This is a genomic window from Paenibacillus sp. FSL R5-0341 (assembly GCF_037975235.1).
Classification (GTDB): Bacteria; Bacillota; Bacilli; order Paenibacillales; family Paenibacillaceae; genus Paenibacillus; species Paenibacillus amylolyticus_A.
Window position 1 is genome coordinate 4,646,820 of the sequence record NZ_CP150241.1, and the last position, 19,550, is coordinate 4,666,369.

Here is a 19,550-nt window from a genome sequence, read left to right on the forward strand (position 1 = left end):
TATGTATCCGGCGACAGACAGCATATGTTTCCAACAGGACATGCCGTGGAAGCAGGAATGGATTACGCCGGACTGAACACTTATTTAGTTACGTTCTATAAATAAAGAAGAACGATCACGAGCAAGATAAAAAGAACGATAAACAGTACTTTTTCCGTGCCCTCTTCTGGAGGCTTCATCTGATATCCTGGCTCCTTCCTGTTGCAGACAAGCGAATATTAAACATGAAGACCTTCAAAAAATGATGACATCTTCTCCATATATTCATATTCATTGCAGTGGCATCAGGACTGCGACTACAGCGGATAGAATCTTGAAATTCGGACACGATCCGAGCCCAAAACATGCCTTAAATACGTGACATAAACATGGACAATCACTAACGCAAGGTTCATACTGTAATGTGACCAGTGGTTAAATAACAAGTCCTCAGCATATTAAAGTGCATGTTCAAAAAGATAAAAGACTTTTTGAACTACATCTTAAAGGACAACAGGCGGGTAGCCGTTCTACTATGACCTGAACTACATACCAACAGAGGAGTTGTTGACACATGAATGAAAAAACGATGGATATGTTCCGTACATTAACGGAGTTTCCTTCCGCATCCGGTTTTGAACGTGAGCTTCGCGGATGGATGAAAGAGCAACTTTCCGCTTATACCGAGGAATTCGTACAGGATCGCCTGGGAAGTCTTTTTGGTGTATTGCGCGGGGAGGAATCCGGCCCTAAAGTTATGGTAGCCGGACACTTTGACGAAGTAGGTTTCATGACTACAGGCATTACAGAAACAGGCATGATCAAGTTCCGTCCACTGGGCGGATGGTGGAGTCAGGCTGTACTGTCTCAACGACTGGAAATCATCACACCTGATCGCCGGATTACCGGAGTTGTAGGCTCTACACCTACACACTTGCTGGACGAGTCCCAGCGGAGCAAACCTGTGGACCTGAACACCATGTATCTTGATATCGGGGCCGACAACCGTGCGGAAGCAGAATCTTGGGGCATCCACCCAGGTATGCAGATCGTGCCGATCTGTGAATTCACACCCATGGCCAATCCGAAGAAAATTATGGCTAAAGCGTGGGATAATCGTTACGGTGTAGGGCTTGCACTTGAACTGGTTGAAGCACTGCACAAGGAAAAACTGCCTAACACGCTCTATGCTGGTGCAACGGTTCAGGAAGAACTGGGGCTTCGCGGTGCACGTACGGCGGCCAATCTGATTCAGCCGGATATCTTCTTCGCACTCGATTGTAGCGCGGCGAATGATATGACAGGTGACAAGCAGTCCTTTGGACATATTGGACAAGGGGCATTACTTCGTATTTTTGACCCAGGTATGTTCACCCATCGCGGAATGGTGGAGTACGTGCAAGACACGGCTTCGTCCAATCAGATCAAAATGCAGTATTTCATCTCACCAGGCGGCACCGATGCAGGTCAAGTTCACCTGAGTGGAATTGGTGTGCCATCCACGGTTATTGGTATCTGTGCCCGTTATATTCACACCTCTTCTTCCATCATTCATACAGACGACTACGATGCAGCCAAAGAGCTGATCGTGAAGCTGGTGAAGGGTCTGGATCGGACAACAATGAATACCATAATTAATAACGCGTAACAGCTGACAAGAGACCTCCTAACTATATCGGGAGGTCTCTTTTTTATATCCACAACTATATTAGTTGAACTCATTTATACAGAAAGGTTATTCTGTCATCGGAGTAGCACGTGTAAATATTCTTTAGTTCCACGTACGTAGATCAATAGGCCGAACATTATAGGAAATTACACATAAGATACAATAACGGAAGATGAATTAAACACCAAACAGCGGGGGACCTGTTATGGCAGTGGGAAGGAACGGAAAATCGAATAAGGGTTCAAAAAAAACAAATGCCGCAAACACCCTTCTCAATGGCAACCTTAAAGGAAGAAATCTGGAACTTATCGTTGCAGCATTACTGGTAAGCGGGAAGTTAAGAGTGGATGCGGTCACGTTGTTTCGAGAAGCTACACTGGTCGTTGAACTTGTCGGACAATATAAAACGCTCCAAAATGTTACCCCGTCAAATCAAGATAAACTGGTGCAATTCCTTGATGAGATCGGTGGCGATATGACGTTGAATGACGTTATACGGGCTTTTCAACAGAGAATCAATTCCTAAACGCCAAGAAATGAGGTTAAAGTGATGTCTGACTTTGACGGAAATGGGTTCGCTGAGCTGTTAATCATTGTCATTCTCGTTGTTTTATTTGTATTCGGTTCTTCCGATATTGACGATCTTACCGATGCACCTTCACAATCCTAAATGGTCGCACGGATATTACAATCCATTGCACTACGAACTGTATACCTGTTGTAAACGCCAGTCCACAGTTTAGTGGACTGGCGTTTTTGGATGACTAGAGAAATAACGGTGAGAAAGCAATCCAGGCCAAAATAAGGGTAAGCACTATGCAGACATTCTCCACAACGGCTCCACGCTTGGTTCCTGTACTCATCAGATTGGCCCGTATGCGCCACTTGAGTGGTGGTAACGGGCGAATCCCCCGATTGGTTAGTGAATCAGCCAACAAGTGCATGGCATATGCCGTACCTCCCGCTACCCAGATCTCCGGTCCCTGCTGCTGAGTCGTGCTGTAAAGCAAGCCAGCCCATATTGCGGTTCCATACAATGTGTGTGTCAACCCCCTGTGGGTTAGCGTGGTACAGAGCATTAACAAGCTGCCTGTAATTAGATTCCATGGTGCGAATGCGTGACCATAGAATACCAGCCCGAGTCCAATGGCAAACATCAGCACTTTGCGGAGTGAACGGGAAGGCAGGAATGACACGAGCGCAATGAGGATCGCAAGCAACAGGTTCCACGGTTTGGCATGCACATAAAAGTACACGAAGACAGCTGTAGGCAACAGAATCGTCTGTAACAACCTGATCAGGCTGTTAGGTAACGCTCTCGATACCAGCAGCGAATTCGGCTCATCGATGTCAGGCAATAACGAACCAATCAGAGCAACCGTAACTGCCGGTGCTGTCACCGGCATACCAGCTAACTGCAGAACAGATAGCGATACGCCTGTCCCGATAATCAGGTGGGATCTTCCCATCATGATGCAAAAACTTCCTTTCGAAGAAATAGGGAACATATACGGCCCAGTTCCGATTTTACAACGAAAACAAAATAAGAACAATAGTTCGCATTTCTTATTTGTATGAAAATAAATATAACTTTCTGTGACCGGGCTCACACTATTAAATTTATGACTCTTCTATCGTTATTAGTGAATTAAATCACATAAACTGTCGTCAGCTACTTGTATAATTTCAAATATAAACCACTAAAATTGTTGGTAATGTACAGCGTCTATCCAAGGAGGCATACACACATGAACGGAAGAAAAGAGAAACTCGTTATCATTGGTAACGGTATGGCAGGAATCAGTACGGTTGAACAAATTTTGAAATTAACTTCGCGATTCGATATCACCGTTTTTGGCACAGAGCCTTACCCTAACTACAATCGCATTATGTTGTCTTATGTATTGGAAGGTAGCAAAACACTGGATGACATCGTGCTGAATGATCTCCACTGGTATGAGGATTATGGGATTACTCTCCATACAGGAACTACTGTAGCCCGAATTGATTCGGATACGCTTGAGGTCGTTACGGAGGATGGAAATCGCTTCCCTTATGACAAAATTATCATTGCCACTGGTTCCAACTCCTTCATTCTGCCGGTACCGGGACATGACAAAGAAGGTGTCGTTGGTTTCCGCGATATCGCCGATTGTAATGTCATGCTCGATGCTGCTAAACAGTACAAAAGAGCGGCCGTTATCGGGGGCGGACTGCTGGGTCTTGAAGCTGCCAAAGGTCTGGTACAATTGGGCATGGAAGTTACCGTAGTACATCTGATGCAGGATCTGATGGAGCGTCAGCTTGATCCGCAAGCTTCAGCCATGTTGAAGGCCGAACTGGAGCGTCAGGGTATCCGTTTCAAAATGGGTGCGCAAACGTCCGAACTGCTGGGGGGCGAACGCGTTGAAGGAATTCGTTTTGCCGATGATTCCGTACTCAATGTTGATTTTGTGGTCATGGCTGTAGGCATTAAACCCAATACGGCTGTAGCCCGCGAAAGCGGTATGGAAGTGAACCGGGGGATTGTCGTGGATGACTATATGCAGACTTCACTTGCGAATGTGTACTCGGTCGGGGAATGTACAGAGCACCGCGGGGTATGTTACGGCCTCGTTGCCCCATTGTTCGAGCAAGGCATGATTCTGGCGAAACATATCTGCGGAGTTGAAACGGCTCCTTATGAAGGTTCTGTTGTATCCACGAAATTGAAAATTTCGGGTGTGGACGTCTTCTCAACAGGTGAATTCATCGACAGCCCTGAGCACACCGTCATTTCACACAAAGATGACTGGAAACGGACTTACAAAAAAATTCTGCTTCGTGACAATAAAATGGTTGGTGCCGTGCTCTTCGGTGACATTACGGATTCTGCCGAATTGCAGAAACTGATCAAAAATCAAACCGAAATGACCGAGGAATTGTACGGTTCGCTCATGGGCACAGGTTGTGGCGGTCATAAGAAAGCAACCTCTGTTGAAACGATGCCCGAGGACGAGATCGTCTGCGGATGTAACGGGGTCACTAAAGGAACTATTGTCGATGTAATTACAAACCAGGGCCTTACCACTGTAGATGAAATCAAAGCCTGTACCGGTGCAACCCGCTCTTGTGGTGGATGTAAACCAGTTGTGGAACAAATTCTGCAATACGTGCTGGGAGACGGCTTCAGCAGTGGAGCCAAACAGGGAATATGCGGATGTACTTCTATGGGCCGAGATGAGATCGTAGCCGAAATTCGTCAAAAAGGACTGCAAACGACCAAAGAGGTCATGAATGTACTGGGTTGGACTCAACCTGAAGGTTGTTCCAAATGTCGTCCAGCGATCAACTATTACCTTGGCATGATTGCACCGGACACACACGAAGATGAGAAGGAATCCCGTTTTGTTAACGAACGCATGAACGCGAATATTCAAAAAGATGGAACATATACGGTTGTACCTCGGATGTATGGCGGGGTGACTACACCAGCGGACCTCAAACGCATCGCTGACGTTTCGGTCAAATATGATGTTAAAGCTGTCAAAGTTACCGGTGGTCAGCGTCTCGACTTGATTGGTGTCAAAAAAGAAGATCTGACTAAAGTCTGGGCTGAACTGGATATGCCTTCAGGTTATGCATACGCCAAATCGCTGCGTACGGTCAAAACATGTGTCGGCTCCCAATTCTGCCGCTTCGGTACACAGGACTCCATGGCCATGGGCGCTCGCATCGAACGTAAATTCGAACGTCTCGATCTGCCAGCCAAGTTTAAATATGCTGTTAACGGTTGTCCGCGGAACTGTGCAGAAGCATGTACAAAAGATATCGGTATCGTAGGTAATGACGGCGGCTGGGAGATCTTTATCGGCGGTAACGGCGGTATCAAAGCAAGACTTGCTGATTCCCTGTGCAAAGTGAAAACGGATGAAGAGTTGATCGAACTGTGCGGCGCCATCATGCAATATTACCGCGAGACAGGCAACTATCTGGAACGGACTTCCGAGTGGGTGGAACGCATGGGTCTGGAGCATATTCGCTCGGTGGTCGTGGATAACCTTGAGGAACGTAAAGCGTTGATGCAGCGGATTGAGTTTGCACTTGAACATGTTGAAGAGCCTTGGCAAAAAGCGATTCGCAATGAGGAAGGCCAAAGCAAAATGTTCCATGGTATCGAAGTATCGGCTCGTCCATAAACAAGCACGCAAGATCAATACTGGCGGAATGTTAAATAGATAAGGAGTGGTTTAAGATGACGACAAAACAATCAGGCACCTACTTCCCTGCCGGAGTAGTTGAAGAATTCCTGCCACGAATCGGAAGAGTAGTTGAAATCCAGGATCACCAGCTTGCTGTCTTTCTTACATCGGATGGTACCATCTTCGCTGCGGATAATCACAACCCCCACCCTAAGGGTGGGCCGCTGGCTGAAGGCATCGTGTCCGGGCATTATCTGTACGACCCACTGTATGATTGGAAAATCGACCTGACGACCGGACTTGTGCAAGCACCAGACAACGGTCAAGTACAGATGTATCCGGTGAAGGTAGAAAACGGTCAGGTCTGGATCGAAATATAGCTCCATTGAAACGTTCACAGATTGATGCAAAATAATGGGGGAAACCGTGATGTATACACCAAGTGTTGAGGGAATTATTGAAGCTGCGGTTAAAAAACGGGATCAAATGAACGCAAGCCTGCCACGTTACATGGTTGCTGCCTTGATGGCTGGTGCCTATGTGGGACTAGGCATCGTTCTGATCTTCAGTATTGGTGCTCCGCTCCTTGCAGCGCAATCACCACTGCAAACCATGTTGATGGGCATGTCCTTCGGACTCGCGCTCACGCTGGTCATCTTTGCCGGATCGGAACTGTTCACAGGTAACAATATGTTCTTTACCATGAGTACACTGGCAGGCCGAACCACAGTTAACGATACGCTGAAGAACTGGGGACTCGTCTTTGTTGGTAACCTGCTCGGCGCAATTCTATTAAGTCTACTCATTGTCGGTAGCGGCCTGTTCAAAACGGCTACACCGGAACATCTGTTATTCGTCGTCTCTGCCAAAAAGATGGCCGCTCCCGTATCGGAGTTGTTCTTCCGGGGCATTCTCTGTAACTGGCTCGTCTGTCTGGCGATCTGGATGGCAGCACGTTCCAAAGAAGATATCGCCAAACTTGTTCTCATCTGGTGGTGTCTGTATGCCTTTATCGCAAGTGGCTATGAGCACAGTGTTGCCAATATGACATTACTGTCTTTATCCTGGCTGCTGCCGAACCACCCGGATACAATCACAATGGCAGGCTGGTTCCACAACATGATTCCGGTGACACTTGGTAATATCATCGGTGGTGCCCTCTTTGTCGGCATGGCGTATTGGTATACTTCACCGGTGCGTAAAAAAGCCTAATTTTTGATTTTACTGCACATATGTAGCGTAGGTAACACAATATCTATACACTAAAGCCACGATGGATGCCGAACTCACGTTCAGTCACACATCGTGGCTTTTTATTGTTTGTCGATAAGCTGCTACTCTCTCGTACACCTCCCTTTCACCCTCTCGTCCTTCTATAGAGAATTAAAACTTCATTTTACCTTTGTCGCTATCCGCGTTAATCCACAGTTGACATAGCTGGCGTATAGTCGATGGATACTCACACTTATACTCAACCAGCAAAGGATGAACGCTTATATGGGAATTCACACGTACTTCAGGTCACTAAACGATCTTGAACGTATTATTCGTACACCTGGCAAATTCAAATTCGAAGAACACAGCGTATCCGCCCATTCGTGGAAAGTGGTACAGTACGCCAAAACGCTCGCAGATATTGAGGAACAACATGGAGTCATCATCGATTGGAAGAAGTTATACGAAATTACGAGCAGTCATGATTATGGCGAAATCTTCATCGGTGATATTAAAACACCCGTCAAACATTATTCACTGGAGCTGCGTTCGATGCTGCAAAAGGTGGAAGAAGGCATGGTTGAACATTTTATTAATGAAAATATTCCTGAAGAGTTCCAGCCTATTTTCCGCAGACAGCTGCGTGAGGGCAAAGACCAATCGGTTGAAGGACTGATTCTCGAAGTCGCAGACAAGATGGATCAAGTATATGAAGCCTTTGCTGAGCTCCAACGTGGCAATACGGAGAAAGAATTTATCGTTATGTACCGTTATGCCTTGGTCAAAATCAAAAATATCGACCTCCACTGTGTGCAGTATTTTCTGGAACAGATTCTCCCCGACATGATCGATGAAGGTATTCGCTCCCCGTTTGATATTCGCAAAATAACCGAAGAAGCTTTGGCCCAGTAATCAGCTCAAGTCAACATGGTGGTGCTCATCATCCATGGACAGGGCTTTTTTTCGTTCCTGTAATTGCAGTCGATACTCGCTAGGATACATTCCGGTTTTGTTTTTGAAGATCCGGCTGAAATAGTGGGAATCACTATAGCCTACCGCTCCGCCAATGGTCTTGATATCCATATTCTCGTGCGTGACAAGCATCCGCTTCGCTTCATTTATTCGCAGGCCTGTCATATATTTCAGCGGAGTCTCCCCTGTTACTTTCTTAAAACACTTCCCTAGATAGTCCACACTAAAATGCATCTGTCCCGCCATGTCCTGGAGTGTAATCTCATGCATGTAATTCTGCTTCAAATACAGCTTAACAGCCTCTGCGATATCCTCCGGCTTCACCTGCTCATCCAGTACGGCACTGACATGGGCAAGCGAATCCACTGCGCTCCCAAGCTTCAATTCCATCGCATCCAGCAGTGTACGAAGCTGCTCTTCCGACAATGGTTTGAGCAGATAATCCTCCACCTTGTAGCTGATCGCCTGTCGTGCATACTCGAATTCATGATAACCACTCAGAATGACAATCTTCACATGCGGGTAGGCAAAATACAGATATTTGGCCAATTCCAATCCGTTCATCACCGGCATCTGAATATCGGTTACAACCAGATCAGGCACAGTATGTTCAATGAGCTGTAATGCTTCCTGACCGTTCCTCGCTTCACCAATCACCTCAAACCGAGTGCCCAGCTCCTTGAATTTGCGTGATACATTACGGCGAATCAAGGCCTCGTCCTCCACAATAATCGTTCTGTACTTGATCGTCATGGGTTCAGTCATGCTCCTTTCGAATGGAACCACCTAGTGTAATCTGGACACCGCCGGAAGGCTTGTTTGCAATATGCATGTGGGCTGCAGTGCCATACCATAATTTCAATCGGACCCAAATATTCTTGAGTCCCATTCCGTTAATTTCGAGATCGGGCATACGCTCCCACTCCTGTGATTGTTCGATGTAATGCATGATCTTGGCAAGTGCCTCGGGTTCCATGCCAGGCCCGTTGTCTTCCACGTGGATCTGCCAAGTCTCCTGTACCGTATCCATTTCCCCAGTAATGTTCAGTCTCCACGGAGGGGTATCACCCAGTCCATATTTCATGGTGTTTTCGAGTAGTGGTTGTACCATCAGCATCGGAACCTGGATATGTTGCATCTCATCCGGAATATGGAACGCGTAGTGCAGATCATCCTCGAACCGAATCTTCATACACTCCAGATATCGCTCGCAATAATCCAGTTCCTCAGACAGTGGGACCCCGTTCTTACCCGGAGTAGAAATATAACGGAGCATGGATGCAATATGACCACAAAACGCGACAATCTGCTCATTCATGCCTTCTTCCGCCATGATGCTAATATTCGTGATGTTGTTGTAGAGAAAATGCGGGTTCATCTGGGATTGTAACGCCAGTAATCTCGCTTCTGTCTCCTGAGATTTCATCGCCAGCCTGTCCTGAAAGGACTGCATAAGCTGTTGATTCAACCGGATAAACGTATCATTCAACTCATCCATCTCTCGGATGGAACCGGGATGATCCAGCTTGAACAAATGCGCCGAAGCCTGACCTGATATCAGATCGTTCTCACCCGTCTTCTGAATAATGCGCTGTAAGCGATGGAGCGGTAAAGTGACCCGTTTGGAGATCAGATACGAGAGAACCAGAATCAGCATGAGAGTAGCTAACGTCGCACCGATAAACATCACAGCCATCCGGTTAAGACTCGCGAAAAGGGACTGCTTCGATTGCATGACAACAACGGTCCATCCCGTCTCCTGTGACGTCATGTACGTCATCATTTGTTTGGAATGATCGAGAGGATCAGTTACTTCTTGCATGGTATCCGGTGGAAATGAAAGATTTTGAATCAAGTCCACATCATCGAAATGGCCTGCTTCGGAAGCATCGGCGTCCGACGAAAGCGGATATAACCGTGTATTTTGTTCATCCATCACATAGATGCGAAGCTCTTCGTTACTCGCCTGCAAGTCATTCAAATGCTGGAACAGGGTTCCGGCATCCTGCAAAATCTCAACAACGCCCTGGCTGACATAATTGCCATCTTTGTATACCCGGGTAAGCGAAATGTAGGGTTGATCTGATTTCCCCTCCCCTGTTGGCATGGGCAAAGCTCCTCCCTCTAACAGACGGATCACTCGCCAGCCACTCCGCTCCCACGTTTCCTTGTACCAAGGTCGCTGAGTCAGATCTACCGACAGTTGCCCGTTGAATGCACCCGCACCCAACATCTTACCGTTCACATCATAGATATTGGCCTGCTTGGCTGTATTGGAGCTGCTGATAATCGCCAGAATGACATCAATCAGTGTGGTTGTATCCTTATACAATGCCGGATCACTCGTCAGTGTCTGCTCACTGTCCTCTGCTGGTGCCAAGTAGTGACTGAAGTGTTCTTTTACCAGATTGGAATAGACGATATTCATGGAGAAGTTGTTCATTTTCACCACTTCCTGATCCAGATTGCCGACAATCGATACCCCCAGTTGTTTCTGCTGTTCTTCACTTCGATGACGAATGTCACTTGCGAGAAAAACATACAGAAGCCCCGCCACAATGAGCGAAAAGATAATAAATACCGCAGAGTAATAGGCAAACAGACTTTGCTGAAGCGTTCCAAATCGATAGCGCAATCCCCACACACCTCGTCCTATGATGATATTGGTTACACCCATCGAAAATGTCCACCCAACAGAACGCTTTTGTCTATTGAGCGCATTCGTTCTTCGCAGTAAAGTTATCCACATAAGAATACGCTTACATTAAGTGTTTCGGCAAGTGACAATTTTCTTTATATTCCGGGAGGTTCAATGATGAGAAAACGATTTCTATTTTCGCTTGCAAGTGTGCTCTTGCTCTCCACCCTGCTGCTTGCCGGGTGCAACTCAGGTAAAAGTGCGGAAGGTTCGGGTAAGGTGACACTCACGTTTGGAACAAGCCAATCGGGTATTCCGCGTACAGGCATCATGCAGACGATGGCCAAGGAATATGAGCAGGAGACGGGTGTCAAAATTGACTTTCAGGTCGTTCCTGACGCACAGTGGCGTGACCTGATCAAGGTAAAGCTGGCCTCTGGCGAAGCACCTGACATTTTCAATGTCGATGTGGACCCACTGAGCATGCCGGCCAATGTAAGACCGGAGGAAAATGCCATAGACCTGACCAATGAGGAATTCACAGGTCGGATGTCCGAAGAGATTTTGCCAACTGTCAGTCACAATGACAAGGTGTACGGGGTTTCTTTTGCACCAACGAAAATCTGGTATGTGTACTATAACAAACGTATCTTCGCAGAGCTTGGCATTGAGCCTCCTACATCCTATGCCGAATTCAAGACAATCAGCCAGAAAATTAAAGATAAAGACATCATTCCGTTCTATCAAGCACCTGCCAGCGGGTGGTATCAGGTTCTGCCTTTGTTCGAAACGGGGCCTAACTATGAACAAACGACAGCTGGAACCTATGAGAAGCTGAACAATAATGAGATGAAAGTAGCTGATATGACACAGCTTAAGACGGTCATTGAGCAGTTAAAGGAATTTGCGGATCTCGGTTATTTCGGCAAAGACTTCTTGTCCAATACAGTTGAAGCGGGAATTGAAGCGTTTGGTCAGGAGAAAGCGGCTATGCTGCTGCGGGTGCCAGGTACGGAAAAGGAAGTGTCCGAAGCGTATCCGGAAATGGAAGACAACATGGGATTCTTCGTCATGCCATGGGGTGACAATCAGACGATTGGCGTGAATCCGGGCGGATCGGCTGCGATGTTCGGCAACAAGAACAGTAAACATCCCGAAGAAGTGCTGAAATTCTTCCGCTGGATTACCGAGCACGATCATCTGCAACGTGTGTTCGATGAAGGTGAAGGTAACCTGACGATCTGCTGGCCGGAAATCGAACCGAAGCTGACACAGGATTATATTGATTATGAGAAAAATCATGAAAAAGGTACGGTCATGCAGGCCGCTGTGAAATATATTGATCCACAATGGATGGATATTGGCAAGGACTTGTCAGGTATGTTCGCTGGAGCCATGACACCGGATCAGATTCTGCAAAATATTGATAAACGTCGGGCTGAACAAGCCAAAGTGTTGAAGGATGAAGCGTGGCAATAATAGCGTATCTTTCAGATAAACATAAACGCTGAACAGCGTTACATGCAGCGGGCATTTGCCCGCTTGTGTATTTTGGCAGGAAGGAAAGGTGTTACCGGTTATGAATGCAAACAAAATTTATCCCTGGTATTTTTCAACTGGAGCGATTGTGTTATATCTGCTGTTCATTGTCGCTCCCGCCCTGCTGGGCATCTATTACTCCTTCACTGACTGGAACAGCTATAGTTCGGAGAAGAACTTTATCGGTCTGGAGCATTTCCGTACGATTCTGGCGGGTGATCCGACCTATCTGCTTTTTATCAAAAATACAGTCCTGTTCACCCTGGTTACATCCATCGCCAAGACCGTTCTGGGCTTGTTTCTGGCCCTGCTGCTGGTCAGCGGTGTAAAGGCCGCCAATCTGCACCGGATGATTATCTTCTCCCCGCAGGTGCTGTCGTTCCTGATTGTTGGACTTGTGTTCAAAAGTCTGCTCGACCCCAACAACGGGTTCGTTAACGTAACACTACGTTCTATGGGACTGGACGTTCTCGCCCAGAATTGGCTGGGCTCCCTGACCTGGGCCATGCCATCCATCATGGCAGTGGATACGTGGAAAGGCATGGGGTACATCATGGTGCTGTTCATCGCCGGACTGCTCGCCATCCCCCGCGATTATTACGAGGCAGCATCCATTGACGGCGCCGGGTTCGGGCAAAAGCTGTTCCGAATTACGATTCCGATGCTGATGCCTACCATTACGATCGCGACGGTACTTAATATTACGTATGGGCTGAGAGTATTTGATGCCGTATACGTGCTCACCAATGGTGGGCCCGGCAACGCGACGGATGTCATTAACACGGCGGTCTATTCCTCTTTTGCCAAAGGGTATTGGGGACTCGGGAGCGCACTATCCACCATCCTGTTTGTTATCATGGCGATCATCTCCTTCTTCATCATTCGTTTGATGAATCGAAAGGTGGAATACTGATATGCGATTGAGAAAAAGACTGGCTTCGATCGGGTTAAATGCACTCGCCTGGCTGCTTAGCCTGGTGGTCCTGATTCCTTTTGTCGTCATCGTACTGAATTCATTCAAGTCGGACGCCGAGGCCAAAGTGCTGAAACTGACGCTGCCCGAGAAGTTTATCTTCGAAAATTACAAAATCGTCTATGAACAAGGACACTTGGGAGGTTCTTTTTTCAACAGTCTGCTGCATTCCGGGGCCTCTTCCCTGCTATTGGTGTTTGTCGTGGCTTTCTCAGCCTTCACGTTATCACGTAACCATTCGAGGCTCAGCAAGTTTCTGTACTTCTTCCTGATTCTCGGTATCACACTGCCGCTCAACTACATTCCGCTGATGGAAGTGATGAAGTCCATGGGTATGATCAATTCACATGTCGGCATGATTCTGCTCTACACGGCCATGGGCATTCCGATCTCGCTGTTCATTACGTATGCGTTTGTGTCTAACATCCCCAAAGAGCTGGATGAAGCCGCCATCATGGACGGATGTAATGGGATCAAGCTATTCCTGCGAATCATTGTGCCTTTGTTAACCTCGGTGCTAGTGACGGTATTTGTACTGAATTTCCTGAGTGTCTGGAATGAATTCACTGCTCCACTCTATATGCTCAACACGGTGGAAATGTGGCCGATGACGCTGGCTGTATATAACTTCTTCGGACAATTCAGTGCCCAGTGGAATCTGGTCAGCGCGGATATCGTGCTAACGTCCTTGCCTGTGTTAATTGTGTTCCTCATTGGGCAAAAGTATATTGTAGGGGGACTAACTTCAGGAGCCGTTAAGGGGTAAAAGATCTAGTTGACAACAACTCACTTTGTAACTATTATGGTTACAACGGTGGTGATTATCCATGAGACAAATCAGCAGTCGCTTTTCCATTGCGGTTCATACCCTGTCCCTGATCGCTGTTATGCCGAATGAATGCACCGGAGATGTGATTGCTCAGAGTGTGAGTACGAATCCCGTGATTATCCGGCGGATTATGTCCAAGCTGAAACAAGCTGGCCTGATCGACGTCAGACCCGGTGTGGGCGGTGCTTCCTTGTTGAAAGATCCGGCAGACATAACCCTTCTCGATGTATATCGAGCGCTTGAGGTCGTGGAGGATGGGGAGTTGTTTAACTTTCACAAACATCCCAACCCGAAATGTCCGGTGGGAAATATGATCGAACACACCTTACGTGCCGAACTCATTGAGGCTCAGACAGCCATGGAACAGCGCTTGAACCGTGTAACCATACAGCAGATGATGGATCAGATTCATGTCTCTGAATAAAAAAAGCTCATTGCGAGCTTTTTTTAACCCTTTCGTTGTAATCACACCTGTTATAACATTTTTGATTACAACCATAACAAAACACATATCCTAGGAGGAAAAGAAGATGAAAGTTTTGGTTACTGGCGCAACAGGTCACTTGGGTTCACTGGTCGTAGAGGCATTGTTAAAAACGGATTCTGCCAAGGATTTGGCAGTCAGTGTACGTAATCCGGAGAAAGCGGAAGCGCTCCGTTCTCAAGGTGTTGACGTTCGTCACGGTGATTTCGATCAACCGGAGACGTTGGAGAACGCTTTTGCTGGTGTAGACCGTCTGTTGCTCATCTCCACCGATGGTGACAATGAAACGCGTATTCGCCAACATCAGACAGCCGTGGATGCTGCCAAAAAAGCAGGCGTGGGCTTCATCGCTTATACAAGCGTTGTGAATACAGAGAAAAACACCCTGTCCCTGGCTGAAGTACATCGCGCTACAGAACAGGCTATTCGTGAGTCTGGCATTCCTTATTCCCTCTTACGCAATAACTGGTACCTGGAAAATGAAGCAGGCAGCCTACAAGCAGCAACGCAAGGCGCACCTTGGGTTCATGCCACCAACGACAGCCAAGTAGGCTGGGCCACACGTAGTGATTATGCTCATGCTGCCGCAGCTGTACTTGCAGGTGAAGGACATGAAAATACTGTGTATGAATTGTCTGGCAAACTGCGCACGCAAGCTGAGCTGGCTGCCATTGTTGGTGAAGTGCTTGGACAGGAAATCAACGTGCAGAACGTGGACGATGCCGCTTATGCTGACATCATGAAAGGTGCAGGTCTACCGGACTTTGTCGTATCCATGCTCGTTGATATGCAAAGTGCCATTCGTGAAGGTGCACTGGCTATAGAAAGTAATACATTGGAAACATTGCTTGGCCGTCCGGCTCAGCCACTTAGCGAAGGTATCAAAGCGATTGTAGGCAAGTAAGTTTTGAATATAAAAAGGGACACACCAACGAATGTTGGATGTGTCCCTTTTTTGGTATAGCTGAAGATCAATATAACGATATAAAAGTTGTTGAATGGATAACTACTATAAACTCAACCCATTCATTTACGACTGCAATTCGATAGGTGTTTGTTAATTTCCACGACAGTTCATCGCTCATTGCTCATAAGTCATGCTTCAAGAATATAACGTGCAGGAATATGATCGGCCAGCCAGATATTTTCATTTCCATGATAAAAGAGGATTCCATCTAGGGCCGCTTGAGCAGCATTGATTTTCAGAATGACAGGCTGATCATCCCGTCTTCGTCCCACCTGATTGGCCGTATCGATATCTGCGGACAGATGTACATATTGCCTCTGCCGTGGCTGTAAGCCATGTTCCATAATGGAATTCACTGCGCGTGCCGGGGTCCCATGGTACAGGATTTCCGGTGGCTCGGCAGGTGACTTGGATATCTTGTGCGGAGTCGAATGTCCATACAATGCCCGGATGCGGCCTGAAGAGATCTCATGTCTCTTTTTCTCCGAGGCTTGAATCATCTGCTCCAGATCAGCTTCCGTGACTTCCTTCCACTGCGGACTTTCATGCAAAGCCACCAGCAATTGCGAAATTCCCACCCAACCCTCTTCGTCCAGCTCCAGCTCATACTCCCACGGGGCATGTCGCAGAGCGTATGAGAGTTCCTTGCTTAATTTCATCAGATCCAATGTGATCACTCCCCAAATCTAATAAAACTCAATAAAACTCGTCTATTGCTGCGATTGAACCGCTGTTAAAATCTCCTGAATGTTACGAGCTAGCCCTTCATCGTCTTCCTGATTGAATTGATGGTGCCCATCGATCCCGCGATGAATAATGGTGTTCATCACCGGATGAACTTCCCGGTCAGAAGCCACTCGAATCAGGTCATCGGCAAAATCGACGGCTTGTTGCTCGCTGTAGTTGAACGGCTTAATTAGCATCCGAATACTCAAGGCATGAGCCTGTGGCTCCGCCAGCTGATCCCGATGCGTGATGCCATATACCGCACCAAAACCAAACGCAGCCATCACCTGACGCTCTAGTTCTGTCGTCTGTTCCAAAGGCGTGCCAATCAGCTCACACATTTTGTCCACCATCTGCTCCAGCTCGTTTGCCGCCGCAGCCAGAATTACGTCATTAATATCGTCAGCGTTGATAAATTCAGTCATATTGGTTTTCTCCATTTCTGAGCCGTATTTAATCCATCTCTCAGACTCTATGAGAACATTGTATCGGACATAGGGTGTTCCTTTCAAATCCATTTGTGCATAAAAGGCGAAGTGAATGCTTTCGAAGCAACTTTCTGACAGAAAGCTATTAGCTCCGCTTAAAATCTCTATTTATGCGTAGAGCAGTTTGGTAACTGTTCATATGCGTCATTGTTAATCCCGGCGTGGTTCATCGTTTGGCGCAGCTCCGAAACAAACTCCATAAAATAGATCTCAGGACTGCGGCTTCCGGCATAATACTGCAGGTCATAATCGTAATTAAACCTCGAATACACATCATGCAAATCGTCAACTAGCACCTTTTTCATATCCGCTCTCGTAATAGCCGGGTCCATACTGCACTCGTTGACCAGGGTCTGTAATGTCTCTTTGAGCGCCTGCTGATCGTAGGACGGGTTAGACAACAGATGCTGCAAATCGTACAGATCTTTGAAGCGTGGCCTCACTATTGTTTGATGCAGTTTCCATGCAATTTGAATGGAGAGTGGTACGGTGTGAGGAACGACAAAAGCTTCTCCAACCAGGGGTTGGTACGATAGAGCAACAGACTTCTCGTCCAAGTCGAGGTTAAAGGATATATCCAGATGTAGCTCATCGTCATCTTCATACACATTTTCGCTCCTTGGTTCACTATCAATATAAAAGGCAAGTTCCGTGTTCACCGTAGGGAAATCATCCGCCATCGCGTAGTCTATTCTGCGCCAGAAAGCATTCTTACTAAAGCTTCGGAAGACGATACCGTCATTCAAATCCATCTCTGTTACCCGGATCATCCAGTCTGTAAAGATTTCATTGGCCTGATCCTCAGTCTCAATTCGACCTGTATACAGAAAGTCGATGTCGTCCACATAACGAACATTGGGATTCTCCAAATACTGTCTTGTCAGTAAGCTTCCTTTTAATACAAATGGACTATTCACCAGAGAGGCACGCTTCAATAGAGCTTCCAACACAACAATGAATCTCTCATCCTCATTCAAGCTATGTAATTGTACACTTTTTCCGGACATCGTTCTCCTCCTCCATTCATCGTACTCAACTTCTGATTAGATCCATCCACGATCCAGTTCTTCCCGGCTGTCATAGATGCACAGTTCATATTGCTGTTTTAACAATTCGATCTTGTTCATTTGCAAAATGTCATGAATTTCTCCCACTCTACGATAAAACTGTTCTGCACTTTCATATTCCCGGACGGTTACGAATCTCACTTTCCCATCTGCATTCAGCGAGTTCCGTGAGATATGTCCGCCTGAGTCGGCGCATAACTGCTTCAACGTGCCCACATCATCAACATAAACTTTACCGTGCCATTCAAAATAAGGCTTGGACTGCGCCAGCATCGGCTGATCAAAATACGCTTCTTCCTTTGCCTGAATTTCCACCTTCGTCCGAACAACCGTGAATCCGCTATCCCGAAACTTCGCGGTAACCTTTTCAATAACGTTCTTCATTTCTTCATAATCCGTGCTATGTACAATGCCAGTGATCATCGGTTGATTAATATATTCACCTTGGTCCAAGACGATCAACACGGGCTTCACGTCCTGTTCATTGCAGATGTTGATAAAGGTTTCCTTCTCATTCTGCTTCAGATCACTCATGGTTACATGATATTCAAATTCCATCGGGTCACTTCCTTCTACTAATCTTGTGATATGAAATAATCATAATAAAAAAACCAAATCTCCTCTTTTACAAGTCGAATTGGTTTTAATTTGTTGTACAAATACACTTATCTTGCATACCATTTTATAAATGAGATAAAAGATTTTATGAATTACGCCGTCTCATGCTGCTTTTTCGGCTCCACTTCATAGACCTGCGTATGTTCGTTTTCAGCCAAAGACCATTCCACCGTTCCAGGTTTACGCACTTTCCACACCCAGGCTTGAACTCGGAGCGAACTTCTGACCCAGACCAGAGAAGCACAGCGTTTCTCGGAACGCACCGACAGCCCCCAATGAATAACACGTGCAAGCCAAGGATTCACATATTCATTATGTGAACGAACAGATGGCAGTTCATCCTGGAACAACCGTTGCTTCACGTCCATTGGTGGCTGACCGCATGTCCAATAATGGAGCAGAGCTGCAAGGCTATAGATGTCCGACATAGGTCCCTGACTGGATTTTTCCGAATAAAACTCCAGCGGAGAATAGCCAGCCGATGTAAATATCGCCTGTTTCTCTCCAGATTGCATAGGCCAACGGGTCGCTGAGCCGAAGTCCAGAAGTTTGGGCGTACCATCCTCCATCACCATAATGTTGGAAGGTTTCACATCCCGGTGAAGAATGCCTTGCTTATGTATATAATCCAATGTATCCACCAGTGGAAGCAGCGTCTCCGTTATGAATGCAGCATCGAGCGCATGATTGTGTTCATTCAGATACTCAGTCAACGTAATCCCTGTGCAGTATTCCATAACCAGATACCCCGTATCATTCGCTTCAAAATGATCCAAATACGAAACAATATGAGGATGATCCAGTGTCGATAACAGTTCACCTTCGAGCAGAAATGCTGCTAGCAACTCCTGATATTGCCCACTAAATCCACGCGATGAACAGAAGACTCCCCGCTTGTCTGCCTGACGCTCAGCCAGTCGCAGTGGGAAGAATTCTTTAATGGCTACCTTGGCACCTGTATTACGATCTCGCCCTGCATATACAATAGCCAACTCGCTGCTGGCCAATACCTGTCTTACCTGATATGTATCATTTATAATCACATTGCGTTGCAATGCCATTTTGCAATTGTCTTTTCTCATAACAGACCTCTTTTCAACCTTGTCGATCGGAAGACTTTCCGCGTAAATGCATCACTTGGTTCAACCAGTCAGCAATTCATCGCCAACCATCTATATAAACCAAATGATGCAATTTGAAACACC

The 19,550-nt window shown here is 46.7% G+C and carries 19 protein-coding genes; 11 read left to right on the forward strand and 8 right to left on the reverse strand.

Annotation, left to right across the window (positions count from 1 at the left end; genetic code table 11):
• The first annotated feature begins 553 nt into the window (after nucleotides 1-553).
• A complete protein-coding gene (locus tag MKX75_RS20860; RefSeq protein ID WP_062835570.1) occupies nucleotides 554-1,627 on the forward strand; it encodes a M42 family metallopeptidase in 1,074 nt (357 codons plus the stop codon).
• A 226-nt stretch (nucleotides 1,628-1,853) separates the two neighbouring features.
• Nucleotides 1,854-2,174 carry a hypothetical protein gene (locus MKX75_RS20865; protein WP_062835571.1) on the forward strand — a complete coding sequence of 107 codons (321 nt, stop codon included), beginning with the start codon at nucleotides 1,854-1,856 and terminating at the stop codon, nucleotides 2,172-2,174.
• Between the two features lie 238 nt (nucleotides 2,175-2,412).
• Here the strand turns inward: MKX75_RS20865 and MKX75_RS20870 are convergent, their stop codons facing one another.
• Nucleotides 2,413-3,120, reverse strand: a complete 708-nt coding sequence (locus MKX75_RS20870) for a metal-dependent hydrolase (protein ID WP_062835572.1) — start codon at nucleotides 3,118-3,120, stop codon at nucleotides 2,413-2,415.
• A 276-nt stretch (nucleotides 3,121-3,396) separates the two neighbouring features.
• On the opposite strand from MKX75_RS20870, the gene nirB reads away from it, so the two are divergent.
• From nirB to MKX75_RS20890, 4 genes are all read left to right on the forward strand, one after another.
• On the forward strand, nucleotides 3,397-5,826 hold the full coding sequence (gene nirB / locus MKX75_RS20875; protein ID WP_339166623.1) for a nitrite reductase large subunit NirB: 2,430 nt from the start codon (nucleotides 3,397-3,399) through the stop codon (nucleotides 5,824-5,826).
• 56 nt (nucleotides 5,827-5,882) lie between these two features.
• Entirely contained in the window at nucleotides 5,883-6,209 is a 327-nt protein-coding gene (nirD, locus tag MKX75_RS20880; protein ID WP_339166624.1) for a nitrite reductase small subunit NirD, read from the forward strand.
• Between the two features lie 49 nt (nucleotides 6,210-6,258).
• The gene (locus MKX75_RS20885) at nucleotides 6,259-7,041 is read left to right on the forward strand and encodes a formate/nitrite transporter family protein (RefSeq protein ID WP_062835574.1); all 783 of its coding nucleotides are present in this window, start codon (nucleotides 6,259-6,261) and stop codon (nucleotides 7,039-7,041) included.
• A gap of 285 nt (nucleotides 7,042-7,326) precedes the next feature.
• A complete protein-coding gene (locus MKX75_RS20890) occupies nucleotides 7,327-7,956 on the forward strand; it encodes a YfbR-like 5'-deoxynucleotidase (protein WP_076332275.1) in 630 nt (209 codons plus the stop codon).
• On the opposite strand, the gene MKX75_RS20895 is transcribed toward MKX75_RS20890, so the two are convergent.
• Together MKX75_RS20895 and MKX75_RS20900 are read right to left on the reverse strand one after the other, a co-directional pair.
• Nucleotides 7,957-8,781 (reverse strand): response regulator, encoded by an 825-nt coding sequence (locus MKX75_RS20895; protein WP_339166628.1) that lies wholly within the window; start codon nucleotides 8,779-8,781, stop codon nucleotides 7,957-7,959.
• Nucleotides 8,774-10,693 (reverse strand): histidine kinase, encoded by a 1,920-nt coding sequence (locus MKX75_RS20900; RefSeq protein WP_339166630.1) that lies wholly within the window; start codon nucleotides 10,691-10,693, stop codon nucleotides 8,774-8,776. Before MKX75_RS20900 ends, MKX75_RS20895 begins: the two co-directional genes overlap by 8 nt.
• Nucleotides 10,694-10,828: 135 nt before the next feature.
• Between MKX75_RS20900 and MKX75_RS20905 the strand changes: the two genes are divergently transcribed.
• The 5 genes from MKX75_RS20905 (at nucleotide 10,829) to MKX75_RS20925 (ending at nucleotide 15,383) form a co-directional block, all read left to right on the forward strand.
• Complete coding sequence (locus MKX75_RS20905; protein ID WP_339166631.1) at nucleotides 10,829-12,133, forward strand: ABC transporter substrate-binding protein; 1,305 nt, start codon at nucleotides 10,829-10,831, stop codon at nucleotides 12,131-12,133.
• A 100-nt stretch (nucleotides 12,134-12,233) separates the two neighbouring features.
• Entirely contained in the window at nucleotides 12,234-13,106 is an 873-nt protein-coding gene (locus tag MKX75_RS20910; RefSeq protein WP_339166633.1) for a sugar ABC transporter permease, read from the forward strand.
• 1 nt (nucleotide 13,107) lies between these two features.
• On the forward strand, nucleotides 13,108-13,932 hold the full coding sequence (locus tag MKX75_RS20915) for a carbohydrate ABC transporter permease (protein WP_036668529.1): 825 nt from the start codon (nucleotides 13,108-13,110) through the stop codon (nucleotides 13,930-13,932).
• Between the two features lie 61 nt (nucleotides 13,933-13,993).
• The gene (locus tag MKX75_RS20920; protein WP_062835579.1) at nucleotides 13,994-14,419 is read left to right on the forward strand and encodes an Rrf2 family transcriptional regulator; all 426 of its coding nucleotides are present in this window, start codon (nucleotides 13,994-13,996) and stop codon (nucleotides 14,417-14,419) included.
• 106 nt (nucleotides 14,420-14,525) lie between these two features.
• On the forward strand, nucleotides 14,526-15,383 hold the full coding sequence (locus MKX75_RS20925; protein WP_339166634.1) for an SDR family oxidoreductase: 858 nt from the start codon (nucleotides 14,526-14,528) through the stop codon (nucleotides 15,381-15,383).
• A gap of 191 nt (nucleotides 15,384-15,574) precedes the next feature.
• On the opposite strand, the gene MKX75_RS20930 is transcribed toward MKX75_RS20925, so the two are convergent.
• From MKX75_RS20930 to MKX75_RS20950, 5 genes are all read right to left on the reverse strand, one after another.
• On the reverse strand, nucleotides 15,575-16,114 hold the full coding sequence (locus MKX75_RS20930) for an RNA 2'-phosphotransferase (RefSeq protein WP_339170543.1): 540 nt from the start codon (nucleotides 16,112-16,114) through the stop codon (nucleotides 15,575-15,577).
• A gap of 42 nt (nucleotides 16,115-16,156) precedes the next feature.
• Nucleotides 16,157-16,597 carry an Imm48 family immunity protein gene (gene imm48 / locus MKX75_RS20935; protein WP_062835582.1) on the reverse strand — a complete coding sequence of 147 codons (441 nt, stop codon included), beginning with the start codon at nucleotides 16,595-16,597 and terminating at the stop codon, nucleotides 16,157-16,159.
• Nucleotides 16,598-16,764: 167 nt separating this feature from the next.
• Entirely contained in the window at nucleotides 16,765-17,667 is a 903-nt protein-coding gene (locus tag MKX75_RS20940) for a nucleotidyl transferase AbiEii/AbiGii toxin family protein (protein ID WP_339166635.1), read from the reverse strand.
• Nucleotides 17,668-17,703: 36 nt separating this feature from the next.
• The gene (locus tag MKX75_RS20945; protein WP_339166636.1) at nucleotides 17,704-18,285 is read right to left on the reverse strand and encodes a hypothetical protein; all 582 of its coding nucleotides are present in this window, start codon (nucleotides 18,283-18,285) and stop codon (nucleotides 17,704-17,706) included.
• A 152-nt stretch (nucleotides 18,286-18,437) separates the two neighbouring features.
• Nucleotides 18,438-19,427 (reverse strand): serine/threonine-protein kinase, encoded by a 990-nt coding sequence (locus tag MKX75_RS20950; protein ID WP_339166637.1) that lies wholly within the window; start codon nucleotides 19,425-19,427, stop codon nucleotides 18,438-18,440.
• Nucleotides 19,428-19,550 lie beyond the last annotated feature (123 nt).

Excerpts from the sequence above, each read along its gene's own strand:
- MKX75_RS20950 (WP_339166637.1), bottom strand. The coding sequence starts at position 19,427 with ATGAGAAAAGACAATTGCAAAATGGCATTGCAACGCAATGTGATTATA.
- MKX75_RS20915 (WP_036668529.1), top strand. The coding sequence starts at position 13,108 with ATGCGATTGAGAAAAAGACTGGCTTCGATCGGGTTAAATGCACTCGCC.
- MKX75_RS20900 (WP_339166630.1), bottom strand. The coding sequence starts at position 10,693 with ATGGGTGTAACCAATATCATCATAGGACGAGGTGTGTGGGGATTGCGC.
- MKX75_RS20905 (WP_339166631.1), top strand. The coding sequence starts at position 10,829 with ATGATGAGAAAACGATTTCTATTTTCGCTTGCAAGTGTGCTCTTGCTC.
- nirB (WP_339166623.1), top strand. The coding sequence starts at position 3,397 with ATGAACGGAAGAAAAGAGAAACTCGTTATCATTGGTAACGGTATGGCA.
- MKX75_RS20940 (WP_339166635.1), bottom strand. The coding sequence starts at position 17,667 with ATGTCCGGAAAAAGTGTACAATTACATAGCTTGAATGAGGATGAGAGA.
- MKX75_RS20945 (WP_339166636.1), bottom strand. The coding sequence starts at position 18,285 with ATGGAATTTGAATATCATGTAACCATGAGTGATCTGAAGCAGAATGAG.
- nirD (WP_339166624.1), top strand. The coding sequence starts at position 5,883 with ATGACGACAAAACAATCAGGCACCTACTTCCCTGCCGGAGTAGTTGAA.
- MKX75_RS20885 (WP_062835574.1), top strand. The coding sequence starts at position 6,259 with ATGTATACACCAAGTGTTGAGGGAATTATTGAAGCTGCGGTTAAAAAA.
- MKX75_RS20865 (WP_062835571.1), top strand. The coding sequence starts at position 1,854 with ATGGCAGTGGGAAGGAACGGAAAATCGAATAAGGGTTCAAAAAAAACA.
- MKX75_RS20890 (WP_076332275.1), top strand. The coding sequence starts at position 7,327 with ATGGGAATTCACACGTACTTCAGGTCACTAAACGATCTTGAACGTATT.
- MKX75_RS20920 (WP_062835579.1), top strand. The coding sequence starts at position 13,994 with ATGAGACAAATCAGCAGTCGCTTTTCCATTGCGGTTCATACCCTGTCC.
- MKX75_RS20860 (WP_062835570.1), top strand. The coding sequence starts at position 554 with ATGAATGAAAAAACGATGGATATGTTCCGTACATTAACGGAGTTTCCT.
- imm48 (WP_062835582.1), bottom strand. The coding sequence starts at position 16,597 with ATGACTGAATTTATCAACGCTGACGATATTAATGACGTAATTCTGGCT.
- MKX75_RS20895 (WP_339166628.1), bottom strand. The coding sequence starts at position 8,781 with ATGACTGAACCCATGACGATCAAGTACAGAACGATTATTGTGGAGGAC.
- MKX75_RS20925 (WP_339166634.1), top strand. The coding sequence starts at position 14,526 with ATGAAAGTTTTGGTTACTGGCGCAACAGGTCACTTGGGTTCACTGGTC.
- MKX75_RS20910 (WP_339166633.1), top strand. The coding sequence starts at position 12,234 with ATGAATGCAAACAAAATTTATCCCTGGTATTTTTCAACTGGAGCGATT.
- MKX75_RS20870 (WP_062835572.1), bottom strand. The coding sequence starts at position 3,120 with ATGATGGGAAGATCCCACCTGATTATCGGGACAGGCGTATCGCTATCT.